The sequence below is a fragment of the Streptomyces sp. NPDC049879 genome (assembly GCF_044461265.1).
GTDB lineage: Bacteria > Actinomycetota > Actinomycetes > Streptomycetales > Streptomycetaceae > Streptomyces.
On sequence record NZ_JBITKT010000007.1, the window covers coordinates 137,709 to 161,011 of the forward strand.

Genomic DNA, 23,303 nt, shown 5'->3' on the forward strand with positions numbered 1-23,303 from the left:
CGGGGCGGGCCGCGCACGGCCCGCCCCGCACCCCGGAAACCCCCCGCATCCGCCCGGGAGTAGGCTTCCGCGCCGGAAGGGCCGGGGCGTCCCCCGCCCTCCTCGCTCCCAGGAGGTGCACGATGGCGGCGTCCACGACGGCCCCGTCCGACGAGGAGCGCGGCGAGGAGATCCTCGCGGTGCTCGACACGGCGTTCCACCAGCTGCTCGCGGCGGACCCGGCGGCGTTCCGGGTGAAGTTCCGGAAGATGGCGGCCTCCGCGTTCGCGTTCTACCGGGGGACGGCCTGCCTGTTCTACAAGGACGTCGAGGCCGACCGGGACGGCGGGCCGTTCCTCGACGACCGCACCGGCCGGGTCTGGATACACGGCGACCTGCACGCCGAGAACTTCGGCACCTACATGGACTCCAACGGGCGGCTCGTCTTCAACGTCAACGACTTCGACGAGGCGTACGTCGGCCCGTTCCTGTGGGACCTCAAGCGCTTCGCCGCGTCGGTGGCGCTGCTCGGCTACACCAAGGCGCTCAGCGACGGGATGATCGGCGACCTGGTGCGCACGTACGCCCGCGCGTACCGGGAGCGCGTCCGCGTCCTGGCGGGCGGCGGGGACGGCGGCGGCGAGGACGCGGCGGTGGCGCCGTTCACGCTGGAGACGGCGACAGGGCCGCTGCTGGGGGCGCTGCGGGACGCGCGGGCCAGGACGCGCTTCGGACTGCTCGACTCGATGACCGAGATCCGGGACCACGAGCGCCGGTTCGCGCCCGGCGGCGGGGCGGTGGCGCTCGACGAGGAGACGCGCGCGGCGGTGCTCGACGCGTTCGAGACCTACCTGCGGACGCTGCCCGAGGCGTGGCGGACGCGGCCGGACTCGTTCCGGGTGAAGGACGTGGTGGGGCGGCGCGGCATCGGGATAGGCAGCGCGGGCCTGCCGTCGTACAACCTGCTGCTGGAAGGGAACAGCGACGCGCTGGAGAACGACGTCGTGATCTACCTGAAGCAGGCGCAGGTGCCCGCCGTCTCGCGGCACATCACGGACGAGCGCATCAGGTCGTACTTCCGCCACGAGGGCCACCGCACGGTGATCTCGCAGCGCGCGCTCCAGGCGCACGCGGACCGGTGGCTGGGCTGGACGGAGCTGGGCGGGGCGGGGCAGCTCGTCGCCGAGGTGTCGCCGTACGCGGTGGACCTCGACTGGTCGGACCTGGACGAGCCCGCCGCGATCGCCGAGCTGGTGGCGGACCTCGGGCGGGCGACGGCGACGATGCACGCGGCGGCGGACGACTCCAGCGGGCAGTCGCTGGTGCCGTTCTCGACCGAGCACGCGATAGACGAGGCGATCGGGGACGACGCGGACGGCTTCGCCGAGCTGCTGGTGGACTTCGCCCACGCGTACGGGGCGCGGGCGCGGGCGGACCACCAGATCTTCCTCGACCTGTTCAGGAACGGCCGCATCCCCGGCCTGTGAACGTGCTCAGGACGGGCCGTGCCCCCCGTTCCCCCCGCCGTCCGTGAGGGCCGCGCGGCCGTGCCGGAGGATGCGGACGGCGCGGGGCAGGTCGTGGAGCTGCGCCGCGAGGGCGTCGAGCACCTCGGGGAGCCCGCCGGACGGTTCGCCGCGCGCGGTGAGGACGTGCGTGGACCAGGTGAGGTAGGCCGCGAACAGGTCGTCGTCGTCCGTGTAGAGCGCGGCGGCGAGGAAGTCGACGACGGTGGCGACGCGCTGCGCCGACGGCCCGTCCCCGCCCGCCCAGGGGCCCTCTCCCCCGGGCTGCCTGCCGGGCGCGGTGCTCTTCCTGACCAGCTGCGCCGCGCTGCGGGTGACGAGCGTGTACTCCTGGTCGGCGAGGTGCGGCAGGTCGTCCACGGCGCGGTGGCCGGAGGCAGGCCGCGGCAGCGCGCCGCGGCCCAGCCGGTCGGCGGCGGCGCGCGCGTCGGGGCACCACAGGTCGGCGCCGAACAGCCGCGCGTACCGCCCGTCGGGGCCGTACGCGGGCCCGCCGACGAGGACGGGGATACCGGTGGCCTGGCAGGCGATGATCGCCTCGTGCGCGGCGGGCAGCCGGGTCGACAGCGAGGTGGACAGGGCGACGAGGTCGGGCCCGGTGAGGTGCAGGTGCTCCACGAGGTGCGGAACGGGCACCTGGGCGCCGAGGTCGTCCACCCGCCAGCCGCGCAGCCGCAGGACCTCCACGAGCAGCCGCGCCGGGAGGGCGTGCCACTCGCCGTCCACGCAGGCGACGGTCACCCGGCCGCGCTCGGCGTCGGGGCGCCGGACGGCCGGGTGGGCGAGCAGCGCGTCGATCACGCGGCCGTCGATGGCGGTGGCGGCGTGCTCGTCGGCGATGCCGACCTGGTTGTCGGCCCAGGCGTCGCCGATCCTGCGCTGGACGGCGCCGACGACGTCGAGCAGGACCTCCTCGGCGGGCAGGCCGGCCTCGAGCGCGGCGAAGGCGACCCCGGCCGCGGCGATCTCGTCGCCGCCGAGGACCGCGTCCCACAGCTCGGCCGCCCACTCCTCCGCCGGGCGCGGCGCGGTCACGGCGCACCGTCCCGCCGGGCGCGCGGGGCGGCCGGGGCGCGCAGGACGACGAGGGCGATGTCGTCGTGCCGTCCCGAGCCGAGCCACTGGGCGACGATCATCTGGACGCGTTCCGTGACGGCCTCGGCGGGCAGGCCGACGCATTCGGCGAGGACGGCGCGGAGCCGTTCGTCGCCGAAGAACTCGTCGGCCGTGGGCCCGCCGCGCGCCTCGGTGATGCCGTCGGTGTAGAGGAGGCAGGCGTCGTCCGGCTCCAGGCGCACGCAGGCGGTGTGCGCCTCGACCTCGGGCAGGACGCCGAGGAGACTGCCGCTCGTGTCGGCGGCCTCCACCGTGCCGTCGGCGCGCAGGACGAGGGGCACGGGGTGGCCCGCGCTGGTCAGGCGCAGGTCCAGGGCGGAGCCGTCCCGGCCGATGGAGGCGAGGACGAGGGTGGCGAAGCGGTCGCCCGTGGTGTCGAGGAGCGCGCCGTTCAGCAGGCGCAGCAGCGTCGCGTGGTCGGGGGCGACGGGGATCAGGGCGTGCAGGGTCGTGCGGATCTTGCCGGTGAGGACGGCGGCGTCGAGGCCCTTGCCGCTGACGTCGCCGAGGACGACGAGCGGGTCGCCGCGGTCCGCCGAGCCGGGGTGCACGTCGTAGAAGTCGCCGCCGATACGCTCCGTGTCGCCCGAGGGACGGTATCCGGAGGCGAACTCGACGCCTTCGAGCGGGGGCACGCCTGGCGGCAGCAGGTCGCGCGTCAGGGTGGCCGTGATGGCGGACTGCTCCGCGTACAGCCGGGCGGCGGACATCGCGGCGCCCGCGCGGGACGCGAACAGCCGCAGGGTCACGTCGTCGCTGTCGTCGGGGGCCGGGCTCCCGGGGCGCTTGAGCAGGAACATCGCGCCCGCCGACGTGCCGTGTCCCGGCAGGGGGGTCAGCAGGGCGGAGCCGACAGGGCCCATGCCGGGGGGCAGGGCCCATCCGGGGAGGGCGGCGGGGTCGATGCCCCCGGCCGTGGGGGTGTGGCCGCCCAGGATGCGCTCCAGCTCCGGGGGGAGGTCGCCGGGGTCGAGGGCCAGGGTCCGTCGCAGGGGGTCGTGGCCGCGGACGCAGTACGTGACGAAGTGGGCCGGTTCCATGCTGGTGGCGATCACGGTGACGCCGTCAGCGATGTGGGTCGAGGCGAGCCAGGCCGTGGCCTCCATGCACCGGTCGAGGTTCAGGGAGGCCAGGAGGCGGTTCGACAGCTCGGCGAGGAAGGCCGTGCGGTCGCGCTCGCGGTGGAGGGCCTGGGCGAGGTCGTGGTCGGGGCTGTCGTCGGCGAGCCACCAGGTGATGCCGCCGCCGGGCCCGGCCGTGGGGGTGGCCCGCACGGTGCGGCCGCCCACCGGGCCGCGTACGGCGTGGTCGTCACCGAGAGTCGTTTCCGGTTTCCGCTGTGTCAGGCGGTGGTGGGCCGAGGCGAGCCAGTCGGGGGCGGACTCCGAGAGCGGCCGTCCCGGGGCGGCGGCGGGCAGGAGCGCGAGGGCGCCCTCGTTCGCCCGGAGCACGGTCCCGTCCGCGCCCGCGACCAGCACGGGGCAGGGGACCGACTCCCAGGAGGGGCCGGTCCCCGTGGCGTACGCGGGGGCGGCGGAACTCGTCACTCGGCGGACCTCACAGTGCGCGGCGGGGTCTCCACCATCGCGCAGACGCCCCCTGTCGGCACGCGGGGTGCGCCGACAGGGGGCGTGGGGCGGTTCTGCGCGGGGTCCGCGTCAGTGGTTGACGTCGTGCTCGTGGAGGAACGGCATGGGGTCCTCGGCGGAGCCGTAGTCCGGCGTGCTGCGGACCTCGAAGTGCAGGTGGGGGCCGCTGCTGTTGCCGGTGTTGCCGGAGCGGGCGATCTCCTCGCCGGTGCTCACCCGCTGGCCGGGCTTCACGTCGATCTCGGAGAGGTGGGCGTACTGGGTGTAGGTGTCGTCGTCGTGCTTGACGACGACCGCGTTGCCGTACGCCGGGCCGTCGCCGGCGCCGTTGCCGCCGGCCTTCACGACGGTGCCGCCGTGCACGGCCTGGACCGTGGTGCCGACGTCCACGGCGTAGTCCTGGCCGCTGTGCTTGTGGGCCCAGCGGTCACCGCTGTGGCCGTAGGAGGCGGAGAGGTCGTAGTCGCCGTCGATGGGGGCGGTCCAGGTGGTGGCGGCCTTGTGCTGGGCCTCCGCCTGGGCGCCCGCGCTGCTGGCGAGGGCGGTCGCGGTGGCGGTGCTGTCGATGTGCGCCGTGGTCTCGGCGGCGCTGCCGCCCGTACCGACGGCTGCGGCGCCGGTGACTCCGGCGGAGGCGACCAGACCGGTGGCCAGGGCGACACCCGCACGGGAGCGCAGTCGCATGTCCTTCAGGCTGCGGATCGTGATGCTGTTCGGCATGGGAAGTACCTCGCAGTATTCGGGGTCGTCGGCCCAGGTCCGGGCTGACACGTTCATGGATAACCGCCGGCGCCGGAGAGGTTCAAGCAAGGCATTCCCGATGCGAGGTAGTAGGGAAGAACGACAATGCGACGGCGGAATAGGCCCGTTTTCCGCCGCGGTGCCGGGGGCGGGACCAAGGGCACCCGCGTAACACGTGCACGACGCTCTGACCTGGACCTTCGCGGTGTACACGGTGAGGACGGCGCTGCGGAGCGAAGTGACGCGGTCCGTTTGTCGGAACGGCCCGGGACGAAAGTCCCGGGACCGAAGGAATTACCGTGCTACTAAAGAAGGCAGTACCGGCCGACAAGCGTGTGAGCAGCACCACGGGAACGGAGCAGGAAAGCGGTCCGGGAACCGCGCGCCGCCTCGCGCCACGACCCGACCGTCCCGCCGCCGCGGTGACACAGCGCGAGAGAAACGCTCCGCAGCGCCACGCGAGCGGCGGTGCCGTCTCCGCCAGGCGCCACACTTCGCGTCGCTTCAATACACGGAGCGCGAACCCACGTCCCCGCGTCACTCCCCGGCTGCGGGCGGGTGGCGGGGCACTTAGTCTCGGAGAACGCCCTGGTGGGAAGCCCGGGAGAGCGAGGAGACCCCCATGCGCCGCAACCGCTCGCCGTTCCTCGGCCTGGCCCTCGGCGCCGCAGCGGGCGCCGCGGGGACCACGGCGCTGAATGCCGTCACCTACGCCGACATGGCCCTGCGGGGCAGGCCCGCGAGCAGCACACCGGAGACCACCGTCGAGAAGCTGTCCGGCCTCACGCACATCCCGGTACCGGGTGACGACGGCACACGGCCCCACCGCGTCTCCGCGCTCGGCGCGCTGACCGGCATCGCCGCCGGAGTCGGCGCGGGCGCAGCGCTGGGCACCCTCCGCGCGGCGGGGTGGCGGCCGGGGACGGCCGCGCTCGGGATGGCGGCGACGCTGACCGTGCTGGTGGCGTCCAACGGCCCGATGACGGTGCTGCGCGTGACGGACCCCCGGACGTGGAGCGCGGGCGACTGGGTCAGCGACGTGGTGCCGCACGCCGCGTACGGCGCCGTGACCGCCTGGCTGCTGGAGCGCCTCGACCCGGCCTGACCCCCGCCCGTCACACCTCGATCTCGCCGCCCACGGTCCGCAGATGCTCACGGAACGTGAGCGAGGGGTCGTCCTGGCGGCGCTCCAGGTAGGCGCGGAACGCGACCTGCTCCCGCAGCGTCACCCCGGCGCGAATGCGGTCGGCCTGGGCACGCTCGGTGTCGCGGATGCCCGCCGCCGCGTCGAGGAGCCCGGCGGCTCCGGCGTCCGGCACGAACAGCACCCCGTCGTCGTCCGCGAGCACCAGGTCGGAGCGGCCGACCGTCCACTCCCCCACCTGCGCCGACTCCAGGGCCTCGGGCGGGCTCGGGTCGAGCCGCCGCGGCCCGGCCGGGAGGGCGCCGAGGCTGACGACGGGGAGGCCGATCGCGCGCAGGTCGGCCGTGTCGCGGTGCAGTCCCCACACGACGGCGCCCGCGACGCCCGCCGCGCGCGCCTCCAGGACGGCGAGGTCGCCGACGCACGCCTCGTCGGTGCGGCCGCCGTTGTCGATCACGAGGACATCGCCCGGCGCGGCCGCCCCGAAGGCTTCGAGGAAGACGTCGACACTGCCCGAGTGGCGGACGGGCAGGACGCGCCCGGCGATGCGCGTGCCCGGGGTGAGGGGCCGCAGCCCGGCGGGGGCGCAGCGGACGGGCACGCCGAGCCGCAGGCAGGCGTCGGCGACGTGGGCGGTGGTGAGGGTGGCGAAGTGGCGGGCGATCTCCGCGTTCCCGGTGAGGTGGACGGGGCGCGCGGGGGGCGCGTCCGCCGTGCCGGCGGTGTTCTCCATGGCTGTGCCTCGCTGGTCGGGCCCCGGCACGGGGCGAGTGCCGCCGCACCGGGGCCGACCTTACGCGACGGGTCGGACACCGGCAGGACCGTCGCGCCGGGCCCGGCCGGTCAGATCGCGGGGTTCGCGGGCGCCGGGTACGGGCGCTCGGCGGGGAGGAGGCGGGCGGCCTCGCCGGTGCGCCCGGCGCGGACGAGGGCGTGGATCTCGTGCGCGAGCGGGGTGACGTCCGTGATGCCGGTGATCCAGTCGTCCGCGTAGCGGCGCGACGCGTCGCCCGCGAGGCCGAGTTGCAGGGAGCGGTAGGGCAGCGGCCGCAGGCGCAGGTCGCGCTCGGGGTCCCACTGGACGCGCGCGGGCGCCCGCCGGAGCGCCTGCCGCCAGGCCGCCTCGTCGGCGTGGCGGCCCGGGACGTGGTGGGAGAGGCAGGCGTTCTCCAGGGCCCAGGTGAAGCCGTCGCGGCGCAGGTCGATCGCGAGGACCGTCTCCTGGTCCGGCTTCGTGGCCCAGCCGCAGCGGTACATCATCCACAGGAACGACGGCTTCACCCACGTCATGCGGCCGCGCTTCCAGGCGGCGGGGAAGCGGCCGTCGCGGGCGGCGGGCAGGCCGAGGGCGGGCGCGTACGCCTGGTAGACGGTGATGGTGTCGGCGGTGTAGGCGGCGCGTATCTGCCGGTAGGGGACGTCGTCCGACGGTGACATGCCCGGAGTGTGGCACGCGGCGCACGGCGCGGGCACGCGGATTTCACGGCGCGCGGGCGGGCGGGGACAGGTCACGCGATGGGGACTTGACCAGCACAAAGCTCCGGCCGGAGAGTGTGCGGCAGCACAGACCGAGAGGAAATCCATGGCCAGCGAGCGCCCCGCGCTGTACGAGATGTTCGACGACCGGTTCCGCACCGGCCGGTGCATGAACGGCGACGGCGGCCTGGAGGTCCTGCACACCGGCAGCCGCTGGGCCGAGGGGCCCGTCTACGTGCCCGCCTGGCGGCAGCTGGTCTGGAGCGACATACCCAACGACCGCCTGCTGCGCTGGGACGAGGAGACCGGCGCCGTCGCCGTCTTCCGCCGCTCCGCCGGGCACACCAACGGCAACACCCTCGACCGCGAGGGCCGCCTCATCACCTGCGAGCAGGGCAACCGCCGGGTCACGCGCACCGAGCACGACGGCACCGTGACGGTCCTGGCCGACCGCTGGCAGGGCAAGCGGCTGAACAGCCCCAACGACGCGGCGGTCAAGTCCGACGGCTCCATCTGGTTCTCCGACCCGGACTACGGCATCACCAGCGATTACGAGGGCCACCTGGCGGACAGCGAGATCGGCGCGAACAACGTCTACCGCGTCGACCCGGCCTCCGGCGAGGTGCGCCTGGTCGCGGACGGCTTCCGGGGGCCGAACGGGCTGGTCTTCTCTGCGGACGAGAAGCGGCTGTTCGTCTCCGACAGCGGCGCCAACCTCATCCGCGTCCTCGACGTGCGCGACGACGGCACGCTCTCCGACGGCGAGGTCTTCGCCGAGGGCGGGGCGCGCCGGAACGCCAACTTCGACAACATACGCTTCGACGCCGACGGACGGCTCTGGGCCGCCGCGATGGACGACGGCGTGCACTGCTACGACCCCGACGGCACGCTGCTCGGGCGGCTCGTCGTCCCGCAGACGGCCGCCAACATCGCCTGGGGCGGCGCGAAGCGCAACCGGCTGTTCATCACCGCCCGGACGACCCTGTACTCGGTGGTCATGGGCGTCACGGGCACGCACCAGACCGGTCCCGGCCGCCGCCGCCGGCTGGACGCGCCCGCAGGCTGACACGGGCGCCCGCCCCCGGCTCAGCCGACGTGGATGCGCGGGCGGCGGGCCGGGTCGCGTTCGGCGCGGCGCAGGACCTCCCGCGCGACCGGCGCGACCTCGCCGTCCCCGAACACGAGGAAGCGCAGCAGGTGCCCCAGCGGGTGCCCCTCGGTCCAGGTGAAGTAGGCGTGCGGGACGGTGCCGGTGCGGTCCCGCAGGTGCAGCAGCACGGCGGCGATGGTGTTGGCGACGGCGGCGCCCCGGACGCGCAGGACCCGGTAGCCGTGGCACTCCTCGCCGTGCACCGTCACGTCGGCGGCGAAGTCGGACGAGTCGTCCACCGTCACTTCGAGGAACAGCGTGTGCCGCCGGTCGGGGATCGGCGTCTCCTCGCACTGGCTGTCCTGCTTCTCGCGGTACTCGCGCTCGTCCCGGGCGTCCGGCTCGTTGGCGATGATGCGCAGCGGCCCCCGGGCGGCGGCCTCGTCGATGAGGCGGGCGGCGGTGGCGTCGAGGGTGATGTCGCCCGACCGCAGCTCGAACGCGCGGTGGACGCGGGACCCGAAGGACGTGAGGAGGATGCCGACGATGAACAGGGCGGCGATCCGCAGGCCGTCGGGGCGCTCGATGACGTTGACGACCAGCGTGTACAGGAGCACGGCCGTGACCAGGCCGAACCCGGCGGTGGCGGGGCGGTGCCCGCGGTGGCGCGCGGAGACCGTGACCGCGAACGACGCCGAGACCATCAGCACGAGGACGCCGGTCGCGTACGCCCCGCCCTGCGCGTCCACGTCCGCCTCGAACAGGATCGTGACGGTGAACGCGATGGCGACGAACAGCAGCACCAGCGGGCGCACCGCCCGGGTCCACTCGGGCGCCATGCCGTACCGGGGCAGGTAGCGCGGCACGAGGTTCAGCAGCCCGGCGAGGGCGGAGGCGCCGGCGAACCAGAGGATCGCGATGGTGGAGACGTCGTAGACCGTGCCGAACGCCTCGCCCAGGTAGCGGTGGGCCAGGTACGCGAGCGCCCGGCCGTTGGCCTCGCCGCCGCTCTCGAACTCGTCGCGCGGTATCAGCAGGGTGGTGGCCAGGCTGGAGACGAGGAGGGCGCCGCTCATGACCAGCGCGGCCGTGGTGAGCAGCCGCCTGGTGTCGCGTACGCGCCCGGCGGGCCGTTCCTCGGTGTCGGTGGCGTCGCCGCGCACCTGCGGCATGACGGCGACGCCCGTCTCGAAGCCGGACATGCCGAGGGCGAGGCGCGGGAAGACCAGCAGGGCGACGGCGATCATCGCCATCGGTGACGCGTGCTCGGCCGAGGCGGCCTCCCACCAGTCGTCCACCACCACCGGGTCGTCGAGGATGTGCCGCACGGCGGTGGCGAGCACGACGAGGTTGAGCAGCAGGTAGGTGCCGACCAGCCAGACGGCCATGCCGATGGCCTCGCGGAAGCCCTTGAGGAAGACGGCGCCGAGGGCGGCGATCAGCAGCAGGGTGATCCACAGGTTGCCGTCGTGCATCCAGCCGGGCGCGACGGGGTTCTCCACGGCGTGCGCGGCGGCGTCGGCGGCCGACAGCGTGATCGTGATCATGAAGTCGGTGGCGGCGAAGCCGAGCAGGACGAGGACGAAGACCTTCCCCGCCCACCAGGGCAGCAGCCGCTCCAGCATCGCGATGGACCCCTCGCCGTGCGGGCTCTCGCGGGCGACGCGCCGGTAGACGGGCAGGGCGCCGAGGAGGGTCAGCGCGACGAGGACGAGGGTCGCCAGCGGGGAGAGCAGTCCCGCGGCGAGTGCGGCGATGCCCGGCTGGTAGCCGAGCGTGGAGAAGTAGTCGACGCCGGTCAGGCACATCACGCGCCACCACGGGTGGCCCTCGGTCCTGCTGGGTCCGGTGGCGTGCGGGCCGGGGTGGCGTGCGGCGCGCTCGCTCAGGCCGTCGAGCAGCCAGCCGCGGAAGCGGCGGGACGGTACGGCGGCGGCCGTCTGCTGGGTGCCGGTCACGACCGCGCACCTCCGGGACCACTCGAACCACATGAAGCGGTAGGCACGAGGAGCGAGTATCGCCGAGCGGAGGGAGCGGTGGCGCCGGGGTCCAGGGGGCGTCCTGGAGCCCGCGCGGGGCGCCCGTCGGCGGGACGCGCGGCCCAACTACCAGGCACGATGGCACGGATGGGGCGTGCGCGGGGTCCGCCGGGCGCGCCCCTGACGGCGCGCGCGGGCGTGCGCGCCGGGATATCCCTGACAGCTTCTTAACGAACTCCCGGCAGGTTCTTGACGGAGGCCACGGCGGCCGTCCACGCGGCGCCACCCCGCGCGTGCCGGGAGTCACCGGACGGCAGGTCAGGCGGTGGGGCTGGGCGACGGCGTGCCCCCGGTCCGCGGGGTCCCCGGGGCGGGAGCGGGGGCGGGGGCGAGCACGGGCAGCGGCAGTCCGATGGCGCGGACGTCCACCCCGGCGTACGCGGCCGTCCAGTCGATGGGGACCCCCGCCACGTACGCCTCCGCCACCGAGCGGAGGAAGCGGCCCGGGCTGCCGTCCGAGCGGACGGCGGACGCGATGACGGCGGGGCGTTCGTGGACCGTCTCCAGCGTCTGCCGCATGCCGAGCGTCAGCACGGGGTGCGGGCCCACCTCGATGAACACGGTGTGGCCGCGCACGGCCGCCGCGCGGACCGCCGACTCGAAGCGGACGGGGCCGCTGAGGTTGCGGTACCAGTAGGCGGCGTCGAGCCGCGCGGTGTCGAGGAGGCGCCCGGTGACGGTCGAGTAGAACGGGGTGGGCGCGGCGCGTCCGGTGATGCGCGCGAGGTCGGTGAGCTGCCGTTCGCGGAGGGCCGCCATGTGCGGCGGCGAGTGCGCCGCGTATCCGGCGGGCACGCGCAGGGCGCCCACGCGGTCGGCGAGCAGCCCGGCCAGGAACCGGTCGGCCGCCTCGCGGTCGCCCGACACGACGACGGACCGCGGCCCGTTGACGGCGGCGACGGTCAGCCGCCCCGGCCAGGGGCGCAGCCGCACGGCCACCTCGGTGACCGGCAGCCGCACCGCGACCATCTCGCCCGTGCCGACCAGGGCGGCCTGCGCGCGGCCCCAGGAGGCGGCGATCTCGGCGGCCTCGGCGAGGGTCAGGGCCCCGCACTCGTGGGCGGCGGCGAACTCGCCGATGCTGTGCCCGACGACGGCGGCGGGCGTCACGCCGTACGACCGCCACAGCGCGGCGAGGGCCAGCGTGACGGCGAACAGCGCGGGCTGGCAGACGTCCATGCGGTCGGGGGGCGGGGTGCCCGGGGCTCCGGACAGCACGCCGGGCAGGGACCAGCCGGTGTGCGGGCGCAGCGCGCGGTCGCACTCCTCGATGCGCCGGGCGAAGACAGGGGCGTGCGCGAGCAGTCCGCGCCCCATGGCGGGCGACTGCGCGCCGAGGCCGGGGAAGACGAGGACCGGCTGCGCGGACCCGGCGGCCACACCCCTGACGACCTGCGGCGACGCCTCCCCGGCGGCCAGCCTGCGCAGCCCGGCGAGGCAGTCGTCGCGGTCGGCGTAGAGCAGGACGGCGCGGTGCTCCGGGTACGCGGGGGCTTCCCGGCGGGCGGGGGGCGGCCCTTCGCCGGACTCCCCCGCGAGCCGCGCGGCGAGGGCGCGGGCGCGGCGGCGCAGTCCTTCGGCGCTGGACGAGGACAGCGGCAGGGGAAGGACGGTGGATTCCGGCATCTGCGTATCCCTCACAGGGGCGAGAACTCCAACGCGTGGGCCACGGCGCATCCGGCCGTGACGCGGTGTGCCACGGCGCGGGGACCACGCAGGGACCACTGTGGGCGATCACTTCCCTGGCCGCCCGCGGCGAACCGCGGGCGCCGACGGGTTCACCCGATGGCGTGCAGGGGCGTTCCGCCGAGGAGGGGCGCGAGGGCGCGCCGCAGGTCGCGCGGGGCGCGGAAGTGCACGGCGGTCATACCGGTGCGGCGGGCCGCGGCCACGTTGGCGGCCGAGTCGTCCGCGAACAGGCAGCGCCGCGGCGGCACTCCGAGCCTGTCGGCGGCGGCGAGGAACGCGGCGGGGTCGGGCTTGGCGACGCCGATGCGGGCGGTGTTCACGATCTCGTCGGCGACGCCGGGCGGGAGGGTGGCGGCGAGGTCGCTCTCCAGCCGGGTGGTCGCGTTGGACAGCAGGGCCACGGGGACGGCCGCGCGGGCGGCGCGCAGCAGGGCGGCCACCTCCTCGTCGGTCGAGGGCACCAGGGCCGACCACTCGGCGACGGCCGCGCGGGCGGCCGGTCCGTGGCGCGCGGCGAGGTCGTCGGCGACGGCGGCGCGCCACTCCTCGTCGGTCACGCGGCCGGTGATCGCGGGGAGAAGCCTGGCGTCGGCGAACGCGGCGGCGGCGAGCGCGCCGGCGGGCAGGCCGTGCCGCCGCTCGACCGGGCCGGCGTCCGGCCAGTGCCTGAGCACGCCGTCCAGGTCGCAGATCACGGCGTCGTGCGGGCGGGCCGTCATGCGGAAAGCACCCCGGTGGCGTCCACCGCGTCCGCAGCCGGTGCCGCCTCGCGGACGAGGGTGTCGAGGGACAGCCCGAGGGCCCCCGCGAGGGCGGCGACCGTGAAGAACGACGGGGTCGGGGCACGGCCGGTCTCGATCTTGCGGAGCGTCTCGGCGGAGACGCCGGCCGCCGCCGCCACGTCCGCCATGCTGCGCTCGCCCCTGGCCTCGCGCAGCAGTGCGCCGAAGCGCTCGCCGCGTTCGCGTTCCCAGGGGGTCAGCGGGGTCCTCACCATGACCGTGATACTAATACCGGTATAAGAATTGGGTGTCGCCGGGGTGTGCCCCGGGGCGCGCGGAAAGGACCGGGACATGGTGGAGATCAAGACGGACGCGGCGCTGGACGCCATGCGCGAGGCCGGGCGTGTCGTCGCGCGGGCGCTGGCCGCCGCGCAGCAGGCCGCGGCGGCCGGGGTGACGCTGCGGGAGCTGGACGAGGCGGCGCGCGCCGTCCTGGACGAGGCGGGCGCCCGCTCGCCGTTCCTGGGGTACCTGCCGTCGTTCGCGCCGACGCCGTTCCCCGCCGTGACGTGCATCTCCGTCAACGACGCGCTGGTGCACGGCATCCCGGACGGCTACCGCCTGCGCGACGGCGACGTGGTGAGCGTGGACTGCGGCGCCGAACTGGACGGCTGGACGGGCGACGCGGCGGTCACCTTCGCGGTCGGCACCCCGAGCCCGGCGGACGCGGCGCTGATCGACGCGGCGCGGCGCGCGCTCGACGCCGGGATCGCGGCGGCGACGGTGGGGCACAGGACCGGCGACATCGGGCACGCCGTCTCCCGCGTGACGCGCGCGGCCCGCTGCGGCAGCCCCGTCGACTTCGGCGGCCACGGCATCGGCCGCCGCATGCACGAGGACCCGCACGTGGCGAACCGGGGGCGCCCCGGCCGGGGCTTCCCGCTGCGGCACGGGCTGACGCTCGCCATCGAGCCGATGCTGATCTCCGGCGGCGGCGACGCGTACGTCACCGCGCCGGACGGCTGGACGCTGCGGACGGCGGACGGCAGCCGGGCCGCCCACTTCGAGCACACCGTCGCCGTCACCGACGAGGGGCCGCGCGTCCTCACGCTCCCCTGACCGCCGCCCCGCCGCCGCGGTCGGGCAGGATGGGCCGATGCGGACACCACGAGAGGCCGCCAGGGTCGCGGTGCTCGACCCGGCGGGCGCCGTCTTCATGTTCCGGTACGACAACTCCGAGGTGGGCGTGCACTGGGCGATGCCCGGCGGAGGCCTCGACCCGGGCGAGACGCCCGAGGCCGCCGCGGCGCGCGAACTGCGCGAGGAGACCGGCTGGACCGGCGTCCCCCTGCGCGGGACGCTCTGCCTGTGGGAGCACGACTACACGCGCGCGGGCGTGCCCGTACGGCAGCGCGAGCGGATCTACCTGGCGTACGGGCCGCGCCGCGAGCCGGTCGGCGACCTGACCGCCGCCCACGCCGAGGACGGCATCCTGCGCTGGCGCTGGTGGTCCCCCGCCGAACTCGCCGTGGCGGACGAGGCCCTGTGGCCGCCGCAGCTCCCCCAGGTCCTCGACGCGCTGCGCGCCGACGGCCCGCCCGCCGTACCGGCCGACTTCGGGTACGTCCCCAACTCCCCGCGCTGAGTGGCAGCATCGGCGCCATGGACGATGTCCCGGAACGGCTCCCCGCCACGCTCGACGCGCTGCGCGCGGACGCCGCCGCGCTCGGCTTCACCCTCTCCTGCGACCCGCGTACCGGCGCCCTGCTGGCCGCCCTCGCCGCCGCGCGCCCCGGCGGGCGGGTGCTCGAACTGGGCACGGGCGTCGGCCAGGGCGCGGCCTGGCTGCTCGACGGGATGGACGCGACCGCCTCGCTCGTCAGCGTGGAGCGGGACGCGGCGGTGCAGTCCGTGGCCCGCCGCCACCTCGGCGCCGACCCCCGGCTGACACTGGTGCGGGGCGACGCGGGGGCCTGGCTCGACGGCTACGGCGGGCCGCCGTTCGACCTCGTGTTCGCCGACACGTGGCCGGGCAAGTTCACCCACCTCGACACGGCCCTGGCGCTGGTCGCGCCAGGGGGCACGTACGTCGTGGACGACCTCGCGCCCGTGCCCGGCTGGCCGGCCGGGCACGAGGCGGACGTGCGGCGGCTGCTGGCGCGGCTGGACGGCCCGCCCGGCTTCCGCACCGTCCGCCTCGGCTGGGCGAGCGGCCTGCTGCTGGCCGTCCGCACCGGCGTCAGCGGGGCAGCCGCCTGAGCATGACGGTGCTGTCCGTGCGGGTGCCGGGCGTGCCGTCGGGGCCGAGCTGCGTGCGCTCGTGCTCCTCGCTCAGCAGGACCTCCCACTCCCCCTCGGGCAGCCGCAGCGACGCGATGACCTCGGGCGGCGTCGGGAAGTGCACGTCGGGGTGGTCCTCGCCCTCCTCCCAGTGCGGGAAGCCCGCGTGCCCCTCGATCAGCAGGACGCCGCCCGGCGCCACCGCCGCGGCGGCCGCCCGCAGGATGCGCTCGCGCGGCATGTCCACCCAGGAGTGCAGGAACTGCGCGGACACCAGGTCGTAGCCGCCGCCGGGGAACGAGGTCGCCAGGTCGTGCCGCTGCCAGTCGATCCGGTCGGCCACGCCCGCGTCCGCCGCGTGCCTGGCGGCCCGTCCGAGGGCGACCCGTGAGATGTCCGCGGCCGTCACCCGCCAGCCGCGCGCGGCGAGCCACACCGCGTCGCCGCCCTCGCCGCAGCCGAGGTCGAGGGCGCTGCCCGGCGTGAGGTCCGCGACGTGCCTGACCAGCTCCGTGTTGGGCTCGCCGCTCCAGACGCGCTCGGTCTGCGCGTACCGCTCGTCCCACTCGCGGGCGGCGCGGCGCGCGGCGACGGCGGCCGCGGTCTCCTCGGCGGTCAGGTCCGCGTTGACGGCGGCGCCCGCGCGCACCCCGGCGTCGGCGGCGCCCACGACCTGCTGGGAGGGCGTCGTGACGTTGCCCGCCGCCCAGACGCCGGGCACGGGCGTGGCGCCGGTCTCGTCCACGGGCACGACGGTGCCCACGACCTGGCCCTCGCGTTCCCGCTCGACCGGGGTGATCCCGAGGCCGTCGAGGAAGGCGGCGCGCGCGGTGAACAGCGGGGTGACGGCGAGCGCGGCGCAGGGGACGACGGCGCCGTCGGCGAGGGCGACGCCGGTGAGACGGTCGTCGGCGACGGTGAGGCCGGTCACCCGTTCGTGCACCACGGTGATGCCCCGCGCGTCGAGCTGCTCGGCCTGCTCGTCGGTCAGTTCCGGCATGGCGTGCCGGAACAGCGTGAGGTCGTCGGTCCACTGGCGCCACATCAGGGCCTGGTGGACGGAGAGCGGCCCGGTGCCGAGGACGCCGATGGGCTGGTCGCGGACCTCCCAGCCGTGGCAGTACGGGCAGTGCAGGACCTCGCGTCCCCAGCGGTCGGCGAGGCCGGGGACGCCGGGCAGTTCGTCGGTCAGGCCGCTGGCGACCAGCAGCCGCCTGGCGGCGACGGCGGTGCCGTCCGCGAGGACGACGTGGAAGCCGTCCGGGGTGCGCCCCGCGGTGGCGACGTGCGCGGGGACGATCTCGGCGCCGTACCGCGCGGCCTCCTCGCGTCCGGCGGCGAGCAGCGCGAGCGGGGACACGCCCTCGTGGCCGAGGAGGGTGTGCACGCCGTCCGCGGGGGCGTTGCGCGGGGTGCCGTCGTCGATCACGAGGACGGAGCGGCGGGCCCGGCCGAGGGCCACCGCGCCGCTCAGTCCGGCCGCGCCGCCGCCGATGACCACGACGTCGTACGAGGAGCGTGTGGGTGCGGTCATACAGGAGTACCTCCCTTTCCCGGGCGATGGTCGGCCGGACCCCCATCATTTGACAAAGCTTGTTGCCGGGTCGGCAAATAGGAGGCGTGGCGGACGACAACCTGACGAACGTACTGAGCACGGTGGGCCCCCGGCTGCGCGCCCTGCGCCTGGAGCGCGGGCTCACGCTCGCGTCGCTGAGCGGCACGACCGGCATCTCGCAGAGCACCCTGTCGCGGCTGGAGTCGGGGCAGCGCAGGCCGACGCTCGAACTGCTCCTGCCGCTGGCGCGCACGTACGGTGTGCCGCTGGACGACCTGGTGGGGGCGCCGCCCACCGGTGACCCGCGCGTCCACCCGCGCCCGTTCGTCCGGCACGGGCGGACGTTCGTGCCGCTGGCCAGGAACCTGGGCGGACTGCTGGCGTACAAGATGATCATCCCGGGCAGGTCGCCGGACGACCCGCTGCCCGAGCAGCGCACGCACGAGGGCTACGAGTGGCTGTACGTGCTGGCCGGGAAGCTGCGGCTGGTCCTCGGCGAGCACGACCTGACGCTCGCGGCCGGGGAGGCCGCCGAGTTCGACACGCGCGTCCCGCACGTCTTCGTGAGCGGGGGCACGCGGCCGACGGAGGTGCTGTCGCTGTTCGGCCCGCAGGGCGAACGGCTCCACGTCCGCGCCCGCCCGGCGCGGGCCGACTGACACCGCCCGGCGGGCCCGTCACCCCGGCGGCGGGCGCCACCTGGGCCCGGCGAACCTGGCGAGCGCCGCCGCCAGATCGTCCGGCACGGCACGCACGACCGACAGCGGCAGCACGCAGTACCAGCCCCCGCCGCTGTGCAGTGCCCGGTGCAACGGGGCGGCGCCGGGGCGCAGATGGACGTGGACTCCGTACACCTTGCTGTCGCGGCCCCGCCGCATGACCCGGCGCAGTACGACGGCGTCCACGTCGTTCCACGCGCTCCACCCGTGGCGCCTGCCGATGGCGAACAGCAAGTGATCCGCCGTGATGTGCAGCTCGGTGCGCAGCGGGGGCTTGAGCAGCCACGAGAGGAAGGACACGAGCAGCGCGAGGAGCAGCCACGCCACCGCGCCCCCTACACCCGTGGCCCAGCTGCCCGAGATCGCGCCGCGCAGCAGCGTCAGGCCGCTGATGAAGACGAACACGGGCCAGTGCGCCATCACCACGCGCCGCTCGCGTCCGACGGCGCGGAAGGCGGCGGGGCTGTCCTCCAGGACGGTCCAGTGCTTGCGGGCGGCGAGCGGCTGCCGTTCGGCCGCAAGCAGCGTCGTCCGCAGGGAGGGCATCGGTTCGGGGGATGGACGCGCCGGGCGCGGCGGGGGGACGGCCTGCGTGGGGTGCTGCCAGGGCGCCTCGGCGGGCGGCCGCGGGGACTGCAAGGGAACGGGGGTGACGGCGGACGCGGCCGCGTGCGCGCGTGTCAGGTGCTCCTGGAGCCGCAGGTGCCTGAACCGGTAGACGCCGCCGCTCTGTTGCAGCAGCCCGCCCCGGTGCGCGTCCCGCAGGAACTCCATGAGCGACCACGGCACCCTGCCCACCGTCGCGAGCGCCGCCTTGGCGAACAGCCACCGGCTCCAGGGGCTCAGCAGCACCAGGAGCGCCGCCGGCCCGAGCCAGCCGACCGCGCCCCGCGCCAGGGCGTCCGCCGCCGTGCCGCCCCAGAACCAGCCGAACGCCCCCTGGCCGACGCCGAACAGCGGCGCGACCACCCCGGCCGACAGCAGCGCGGCCCGCCGCTCGCCCCGCAGCAGTTCCCCCGGCGTCGCCGCGTCCTCCGTGTCGGCGGGCGCGGCGATGACGGCCATGGCGAGCGGCGCGAGGACGCATCCGGTCACGATCATCACCAGGTAGGGACGCGTGTCCGACGCGCCCGCGACGATCAGGCCGAGCCCGGCGGTCGGCACCACGATCACCAGCGCGGCCGCCAGCCCGCGGCGCACCGCCACGGGCCGCCGCGCGGACCGCAGGGCGGCGCCGATGCGGAAGGGGTTGGCGCGTCTGCGCGGCTGCCACAGGCGGCTGCCGAACCAGAACTCGGTGGACCGCCACATCAGGAAGCACAGCGTCATCCCCATGGCGAGCGAGGTCTCCATGCCGAGTTCGGTCGCGCCCCAGTCGAAGCCCGGGTCCGAGCGGCGGTCGCCGTACCAGGCGATGAAGGCGTCCACCGGAACGGACAGGGCGAGGCCCGCCGCCAGCAGCACCAGCGGGAGGAGCGCGAGGACCAGCGGCGTGCGGTGCAGGCGCCACCAGGCCAGCTCGGTCGTGTGCCGCCGGTCGAGGTGGCGGGCGAGTGCCGTGAGCCAGTGGCGCGCGCGGTCGGGGTGCCAGCGGCCGGGCGCGTGCAGGCGCTCCAGGGACTGCGGGCGTTCGGTGAAGGTGGCCGCGAACACCGCGTCCAGCAGATGGTGTTCGACGTCCGCGACGACCGGGAAGCGGCGTGTCAGCAGGTCGCACGGGTCGGCGGGCGGCGTCTCGTAGGCGCGGCGGGCCAGCCAGATCATCAGCGGGCTCGTCAGCGTCCTGGCGACGGGCCCGTCCGGGGCGGCGGCGAGCGCGGCCGCCGTCCAGGCCCAGCGGTCGCGGACAGGGGAACGGGCGGAACGGACGAGGTAGCGCGTCGCGTCGGCGAGGTCCACGGGCTGGGCGTGCAGTGTCACGGCACGGGTGATCTCGGCGCCGGAGGCACGCACGGCCGCGTACGCCTCGGTCCTCGACGCGAGGACGACGGGGTGTTCGGGCCCGAGCGCGGCGTCCACGGCCCGGACGACGTCGGCCCTGCGGTGCTCGGGCAGTTCGTCGAGGCCGTCGAGCACGGGCAGGAGCAGCCCTTCGCCGACGAGCCGCCGCGCCGGAGCGGCCCCCTCGACGGCGGGCAGGCCCGGGTACTCCTCGGTGACGCGCCGGACCACCCAGCGGTGGAAGTCCTCGCGGAACGGGTCGAACGACTCAAGCGTCAGCGGGACCGGGACGGGCACCGGCTCGCCGCGTGAACGGCGCGCGGCGAGGTCGAGCGTCAGCAGCACGGCCAGGGTGGACTTCCCCGAGCCCGGCGGACCGAGGACGACGAGCCGCCGCCGTTCGAGGGCGAGCAGGGCGTCGGCCAGCCGGGACACGCTGCCGTCCTGCCCGGGGGCGGCGGCGCGGGGGCCGGGGCGGTCGGCGTGCCAGCGGACGGGGAGCGGCTCGTCGGCGGCGGCGGCGTCCTGGGCGCGCAGTTCGGCGGACCACTGGGCGCGGACGACGCGGGCGAGGGCGTGGGCGGCGCGGTCCACGGGGTCGCGCGGCGGGGGTACGTGGACCGTCACGTCGCCGTGGACCTGGCCGATCTGGATCACGTACTCGGCGGTGCCGCCGCTCATGACGTTGCGGATGGAAGGTGGCTCCGGTGCCTCCGGCATGGAGGGCATTATGGTCCGTGCCCGCCCCGCGCGGGACCGGTCGGTGACCGGACCGGCCCGTCAACGGCACGACGCGTCACGCTGGTTGACGTCGCATCACCTTCACGGGTGATGCGTGGGCCCGGTGGGGTGGATGCCGAGGGCGTCGGCGAGGATCACGTACATCGCGTGCGACCACAGCAGCGGGGTCGCGACGGGGCCCCACCGCTCCTCCCAGGGCGCGAGCTGCTCGGGGTGCAACAGGCGCGCGCCGACGGCCTGTTCCGGCAGCAGTCCGTCAGGGGTCGCCTGGGCGGCGATCCAGTCGAGCTGCCGCCTGGCGGCGGCCGTGCGGCCGGTGCGCGCGTGGTGCCAGCCGAGGAGACCGGCCAGCACCGGCCACTGCCCGCCGCCGTAGAAGACGTCGTCCAGGTAGCGGTGGACACCGCCGCCCGGTTCCAGCAGGTCGCGCTCGACGGCGGCGAGCGTGCGCGCCGCGACGCGGCCGTACGGGTCGGTGACGGCGAACGGGGTCAGGCACGCGACGAGGCTCGCGTCCACCGCGTCGTTCCCCAGCCACTTGGTGAGCCGCCCGCGCAGCGTGCCCTCCTCGGCGACGAGGTTCCCGGCGTCCGCGAGGACCGGGCCGACGGCCTCGGGGTCCGCCAGGCCCGCCCGCGCGGCGGCGGCCAGGCCGCCCTGGATCGCGCCGAGGGTGGAGACGTGCCGCTCGTCCCCCGACTCCTCCCACCAGTCGTTGCAGGGCAGGTCCCAGGTGACGGCGAGGTAGTCCACGACCAGGGCGACGGCGTCGCGGTACGGGGCGGGGTCGAGCCCGTGCCGCTCCAGGTGGGCCGTGAGCGACCAGAGCCAGGTGCCGTACCCGTCCGTCTGGAACTCGCCCCAGCCCGCGACGTCCGGGTCGCGCCCGTCGAGCGTGAAGCGCGTCGGCAGGTAGTCGCGGTCGGCGGACCGCCCGCCGCCGCGGTGCGCGGCGACGACGCGCAGGACGCGGTCGGCGCGGTCGGTCACCATCCGGGCGCACCAGTCGTGGAACGCGGTGGCCGAGCCGGGCGCGCCCGCGCGGGACGCCGCCTCGGCGATGAACGAGCCGTCGCGGAACCACGAGAAGCCGTACACCGGGTACGCCGGACTGGCCGGATAGCCGCCGCCCGCGTCCTGGTTGCCGGTGATGACGTCCAGGCTCCGTGCCACGAGGCGCCGGTGGTCGGTGGTGGACACGGGCTTGCCTCCGGGGGGGGTGAGGGCGGGGAACCGGGACGTGCCCCGGGGACAGCCTTCCCCCGGCGGCGGTCCGTGAGGCGGAGCGGGGGCCGGGAGGCGGCAGAAGCACCCGTCCGGGTGGCGGCGCGTTCACCGTCCCGGGCGCACGGCGGACGGCGGTGCGGGAGGGGCGGAGGGTGACTGGCGGGGATTGACGGGTGGTCAGCGAGCGTGAATGATCTGCTCGACTGATCAGCTGAGTGCTCTCGCGCCGGCGTGAGCCCGCCGAGAGGATTCCGCCGCCGTGGCCCCCTGCCGAGTGCCCGACTTCCGCAGTCCGCTGTCCACACGCGCCAAGGTCCTGCTCGCCACCGGGGTCGCCGGGGTGCTGGCCGTGACCGGCACGGCCGTGGTCGTGTCCGGCGGCGGGGACGGCGGCGGAGGCGGGGACCGCGAGGCCGTGGCGGGACCGACGTCCGGGACGGACGCCCCCGTCGCCGCGCCGCCCGCCGACGAGTCCCTGATCGCCCCCTCGCCCGACGAGTCCGTGGTGCCCCCGTCCCCGACCGGGGAGCGGGACGCGGCGGACGGCGGGACCGGCGGCGACGGCGCGGAGGCGGCGGACGGCGGCGGTGACGGCGCGGGCGGCGGAGGCGGCGGCGGGACGGGCGGGCGCGGCGCCAGGCCCGCCGGGGGCGGCGCGCCCATCCGGGCCGGGCTGTTCGTCAACCCGGGCGGCCAGGTGAGCCGGTGGGTCGCGGACAATCCCCAGGACGGCAGGCGTTCGGTCATCGCCGAGGAGATAGCGGACGAGCCGCAGGGCGTGTGGTTCACGCGGTACGACCCCGACGGGGTGACGGGCGAGGTGCGGGCCGTCACGTCGGCGGCCGAGGCGTCGGGCGACGTGCCGGTCCTGGTGAGCTACGTCCTGCCGAGCCGCGACTGCGGCGGCCACTCGGGCGGCGGCGCCCCCGACACGGCCGCGTACGGGCACTGGATGGAACGTTTCGCCGCCGGTCTGGGCAGCGGCCCCGTCATGGTGATCCTCGAACCGGACTCGCTGGCGCTCAACGACTGCATGGCCCCCGACGCGAAGCACGCGCGCGACGCCGCGCTCGCCCGCGCCGCCGACACCCTCCACGCCGCCAATCCCCGGGCCCGCGTCTACTTCGACGCGGGCCACTCCCAGTGGCACGACCCGGCCGACATGGCCGCCAGGCTGCGCGCCGCCGGGGCCCGGGAGAGCGCGGACGGCATCTTCACCAACGTCGCCAACTTCCGCACCACGGCGGACGAGACGGCCTACGCCAAGGACGTCCTCGGCGCGCTCGGCGGCGGCCTGCACGCCGTGATCGACACCAGCCGCAACGGCAACGGCCCGGTCGGCGAGGAGTGGTGCGACCCGGGGGGCCGCCGCCTCGGCGAACGCCCCACCACGGACACGGGCGACCCCGCGATCGCCGCCTACCTGTGGGTGAAGCCCCCGGGCGAGGCGGACGGTTGCGCCGCGGCGCCCGGCACGTTCTCCCCCGAGATCGCCTACCACCTGGCCCTGGGTGACTAGTTGACGCCCCGCCCCCGGCGCGCGGCGCCGGAAGCAGGGCGGCGCGGGCACCACGCGCGAACGACCGGGCGCGGCGGGCCCGTCGCGCGCGGCCCCGCCGCCTCCCGCTTCGACCGCCGTCCACCAGGCCGTTGACACGGGAGGGCGACAACGCGTTACCAAGGAGTTACTCCGTGGCACATAAGCTAGTGAGTGACTCCAACAGATCGG

Annotated in this window: 20 protein-coding genes; 8 read left to right on the forward strand and 12 right to left on the reverse strand. The window is 75.9% G+C overall.

Going from position 1 to position 23,303, the window contains the following annotated elements; all coding sequences use genetic code 11:
• Nucleotides 1-122: 122 nt before the first annotated feature.
• Nucleotides 123-1,466 carry a DUF2252 domain-containing protein gene (locus tag ACIBPC_RS23765; protein ID WP_398847365.1) on the forward strand — a complete coding sequence of 448 codons (1,344 nt, stop codon included), beginning with the start codon at nucleotides 123-125 and terminating at the stop codon, nucleotides 1,464-1,466.
• A gap of 6 nt (nucleotides 1,467-1,472) precedes the next feature.
• On the opposite strand, the gene ACIBPC_RS23770 is transcribed toward ACIBPC_RS23765, so the two are convergent.
• The 3 genes from ACIBPC_RS23770 to ACIBPC_RS23780 all read right to left on the reverse strand — a co-directional run bounded on the left by ACIBPC_RS23770 (nucleotide 1,473) and on the right by ACIBPC_RS23780 (nucleotide 4,930).
• Entirely contained in the window at nucleotides 1,473-2,540 is a 1,068-nt protein-coding gene (locus ACIBPC_RS23770; RefSeq protein WP_398847367.1) for a B12-binding domain-containing protein, read from the reverse strand.
• Entirely contained in the window at nucleotides 2,537-4,168 is a 1,632-nt protein-coding gene (locus ACIBPC_RS23775) for a PP2C family protein-serine/threonine phosphatase (RefSeq protein WP_398847369.1), read from the reverse strand. Before ACIBPC_RS23775 ends, ACIBPC_RS23770 begins: the two co-directional genes overlap by 4 nt.
• A gap of 111 nt (nucleotides 4,169-4,279) precedes the next feature.
• Nucleotides 4,280-4,930: a M23 family metallopeptidase gene (locus tag ACIBPC_RS23780; protein ID WP_362968659.1), complete on the reverse strand. Its 651-nt coding sequence runs from the start codon at nucleotides 4,928-4,930 to the stop codon at nucleotides 4,280-4,282.
• Nucleotides 4,931-5,573: 643 nt separating this feature from the next.
• On the opposite strand from ACIBPC_RS23780, the gene ACIBPC_RS23785 reads away from it, so the two are divergent.
• The gene (locus tag ACIBPC_RS23785; RefSeq protein WP_398847371.1) at nucleotides 5,574-6,056 is read left to right on the forward strand and encodes a hypothetical protein; all 483 of its coding nucleotides are present in this window, start codon (nucleotides 5,574-5,576) and stop codon (nucleotides 6,054-6,056) included.
• Nucleotides 6,057-6,066: 10 nt separating this feature from the next.
• On the opposite strand, the gene ACIBPC_RS23790 is transcribed toward ACIBPC_RS23785, so the two are convergent.
• Together ACIBPC_RS23790 and ACIBPC_RS23795 are read right to left on the reverse strand one after the other, a co-directional pair.
• Nucleotides 6,067-6,759, reverse strand: coding sequence for an RraA family protein (locus ACIBPC_RS23790; RefSeq protein WP_398847661.1), 693 nt, complete (start codon nucleotides 6,757-6,759; stop codon nucleotides 6,067-6,069).
• Nucleotides 6,760-6,938: 179 nt separating this feature from the next.
• Complete coding sequence (locus tag ACIBPC_RS23795) at nucleotides 6,939-7,532, reverse strand: DUF4291 domain-containing protein (protein WP_398847372.1); 594 nt, start codon at nucleotides 7,530-7,532, stop codon at nucleotides 6,939-6,941.
• Between the two features lie 145 nt (nucleotides 7,533-7,677).
• Here ACIBPC_RS23795 and ACIBPC_RS23800 point away from each other — a divergent pair, with 145 nt between their 5' ends.
• Nucleotides 7,678-8,637, forward strand: coding sequence for an SMP-30/gluconolactonase/LRE family protein (locus ACIBPC_RS23800; RefSeq protein WP_398847374.1), 960 nt, complete (start codon nucleotides 7,678-7,680; stop codon nucleotides 8,635-8,637).
• Between the two features lie 20 nt (nucleotides 8,638-8,657).
• Here the strand turns inward: ACIBPC_RS23800 and ACIBPC_RS23805 are convergent, their stop codons facing one another.
• The 4 genes from ACIBPC_RS23805 to ACIBPC_RS23820 form a co-directional block, all read right to left on the reverse strand.
• The gene (locus ACIBPC_RS23805) at nucleotides 8,658-10,619 is read right to left on the reverse strand and encodes an amino acid transporter (protein ID WP_398847376.1); all 1,962 of its coding nucleotides are present in this window, start codon (nucleotides 10,617-10,619) and stop codon (nucleotides 8,658-8,660) included.
• Nucleotides 10,620-10,958: 339 nt separating this feature from the next.
• The gene (locus ACIBPC_RS23810; protein WP_398847378.1) at nucleotides 10,959-12,326 is read right to left on the reverse strand and encodes an acyltransferase domain-containing protein; all 1,368 of its coding nucleotides are present in this window, start codon (nucleotides 12,324-12,326) and stop codon (nucleotides 10,959-10,961) included.
• Between the two features lie 152 nt (nucleotides 12,327-12,478).
• Nucleotides 12,479-13,108, reverse strand: a complete 630-nt coding sequence (locus ACIBPC_RS23815; protein WP_362968748.1) for an HAD-IA family hydrolase — start codon at nucleotides 13,106-13,108, stop codon at nucleotides 12,479-12,481.
• On the reverse strand, nucleotides 13,105-13,386 hold the full coding sequence (locus ACIBPC_RS23820) for a helix-turn-helix transcriptional regulator (protein ID WP_362968750.1): 282 nt from the start codon (nucleotides 13,384-13,386) through the stop codon (nucleotides 13,105-13,107). Before ACIBPC_RS23820 ends, ACIBPC_RS23815 begins: the two co-directional genes overlap by 4 nt.
• Before the next feature lie 76 nt (nucleotides 13,387-13,462).
• Here ACIBPC_RS23820 and map point away from each other — a divergent pair, with 76 nt between their 5' ends.
• From map to ACIBPC_RS23835, 3 genes are read left to right on the forward strand one after another with little or no spacing between them, the layout of a single operon-like run.
• Nucleotides 13,463-14,230, forward strand: a complete 768-nt coding sequence (gene map / locus ACIBPC_RS23825) for a type I methionyl aminopeptidase (protein ID WP_398847380.1) — start codon at nucleotides 13,463-13,465, stop codon at nucleotides 14,228-14,230.
• A gap of 37 nt (nucleotides 14,231-14,267) precedes the next feature.
• Nucleotides 14,268-14,756, forward strand: a complete 489-nt coding sequence (locus ACIBPC_RS23830) for an NUDIX domain-containing protein (protein ID WP_362968755.1) — start codon at nucleotides 14,268-14,270, stop codon at nucleotides 14,754-14,756.
• A gap of 17 nt (nucleotides 14,757-14,773) precedes the next feature.
• Complete coding sequence (locus ACIBPC_RS23835) at nucleotides 14,774-15,370, forward strand: O-methyltransferase (protein WP_398847382.1); 597 nt, start codon at nucleotides 14,774-14,776, stop codon at nucleotides 15,368-15,370.
• Here the strand turns inward: ACIBPC_RS23835 and ACIBPC_RS23840 are convergent.
• On the reverse strand, nucleotides 15,351-16,925 hold the full coding sequence (locus ACIBPC_RS23840; protein WP_398847384.1) for an FAD-dependent oxidoreductase: 1,575 nt from the start codon (nucleotides 16,923-16,925) through the stop codon (nucleotides 15,351-15,353). The genes ACIBPC_RS23835 and ACIBPC_RS23840 overlap by 20 nt on opposite strands.
• Nucleotides 16,926-17,011: 86 nt before the next feature.
• Between ACIBPC_RS23840 and ACIBPC_RS23845 the strand changes: the two genes are divergently transcribed.
• The gene (locus ACIBPC_RS23845) at nucleotides 17,012-17,605 is read left to right on the forward strand and encodes a helix-turn-helix domain-containing protein (RefSeq protein ID WP_398847385.1); all 594 of its coding nucleotides are present in this window, start codon (nucleotides 17,012-17,014) and stop codon (nucleotides 17,603-17,605) included.
• 18 nt (nucleotides 17,606-17,623) lie between these two features.
• On the opposite strand, the gene ACIBPC_RS23850 is transcribed toward ACIBPC_RS23845, so the two are convergent.
• Nucleotides 17,624-20,326 (reverse strand): NACHT domain-containing protein, encoded by a 2,703-nt coding sequence (locus ACIBPC_RS23850; RefSeq protein WP_398847387.1) that lies wholly within the window; start codon nucleotides 20,324-20,326, stop codon nucleotides 17,624-17,626.
• A 102-nt stretch (nucleotides 20,327-20,428) separates the two neighbouring features.
• The gene (locus ACIBPC_RS23855) at nucleotides 20,429-21,547 is read right to left on the reverse strand and encodes a glycoside hydrolase family 15 protein (protein WP_398847389.1); all 1,119 of its coding nucleotides are present in this window, start codon (nucleotides 21,545-21,547) and stop codon (nucleotides 20,429-20,431) included.
• 286 nt (nucleotides 21,548-21,833) lie between these two features.
• Between ACIBPC_RS23855 and ACIBPC_RS23860 the strand changes: the two genes are divergently transcribed.
• Nucleotides 21,834-23,093, forward strand: coding sequence for a glycoside hydrolase family 6 protein (locus ACIBPC_RS23860; RefSeq protein WP_398847391.1), 1,260 nt, complete (start codon nucleotides 21,834-21,836; stop codon nucleotides 23,091-23,093).
• Nucleotides 23,094-23,303 lie beyond the last annotated feature (210 nt).

What these genes read in the sequence shown, in the direction of transcription:
- ACIBPC_RS23765 (WP_398847365.1), top strand. Translation starts at nt 123, where the DNA reads ATGGCGGCGTCCACGACGGCCCCGTCCGACGAGGAGCGCGGCGAGGAG.
- ACIBPC_RS23780 (WP_362968659.1), bottom strand. Translation starts at nt 4,930, where the DNA reads ATGCCGAACAGCATCACGATCCGCAGCCTGAAGGACATGCGACTGCGC.
- ACIBPC_RS23785 (WP_398847371.1), top strand. Translation starts at nt 5,574, where the DNA reads ATGCGCCGCAACCGCTCGCCGTTCCTCGGCCTGGCCCTCGGCGCCGCA.
- ACIBPC_RS23795 (WP_398847372.1), bottom strand. Translation starts at nt 7,532, where the DNA reads ATGTCACCGTCGGACGACGTCCCCTACCGGCAGATACGCGCCGCCTAC.
- ACIBPC_RS23800 (WP_398847374.1), top strand. Translation starts at nt 7,678, where the DNA reads ATGGCCAGCGAGCGCCCCGCGCTGTACGAGATGTTCGACGACCGGTTC.
- ACIBPC_RS23810 (WP_398847378.1), bottom strand. Translation starts at nt 12,326, where the DNA reads ATGCCGGAATCCACCGTCCTTCCCCTGCCGCTGTCCTCGTCCAGCGCC.
- ACIBPC_RS23815 (WP_362968748.1), bottom strand. Translation starts at nt 13,108, where the DNA reads ATGACGGCCCGCCCGCACGACGCCGTGATCTGCGACCTGGACGGCGTG.
- ACIBPC_RS23820 (WP_362968750.1), bottom strand. Translation starts at nt 13,386, where the DNA reads ATGGTGAGGACCCCGCTGACCCCCTGGGAACGCGAACGCGGCGAGCGC.
- map (WP_398847380.1), top strand. Translation starts at nt 13,463, where the DNA reads ATGGTGGAGATCAAGACGGACGCGGCGCTGGACGCCATGCGCGAGGCC.
- ACIBPC_RS23830 (WP_362968755.1), top strand. Translation starts at nt 14,268, where the DNA reads ATGCGGACACCACGAGAGGCCGCCAGGGTCGCGGTGCTCGACCCGGCG.
- ACIBPC_RS23835 (WP_398847382.1), top strand. Translation starts at nt 14,774, where the DNA reads ATGGACGATGTCCCGGAACGGCTCCCCGCCACGCTCGACGCGCTGCGC.
- ACIBPC_RS23840 (WP_398847384.1), bottom strand. Translation starts at nt 16,925, where the DNA reads ATGACCGCACCCACACGCTCCTCGTACGACGTCGTGGTCATCGGCGGC.
- ACIBPC_RS23850 (WP_398847387.1), bottom strand. Translation starts at nt 20,326, where the DNA reads ATGCCGGAGGCACCGGAGCCACCTTCCATCCGCAACGTCATGAGCGGC.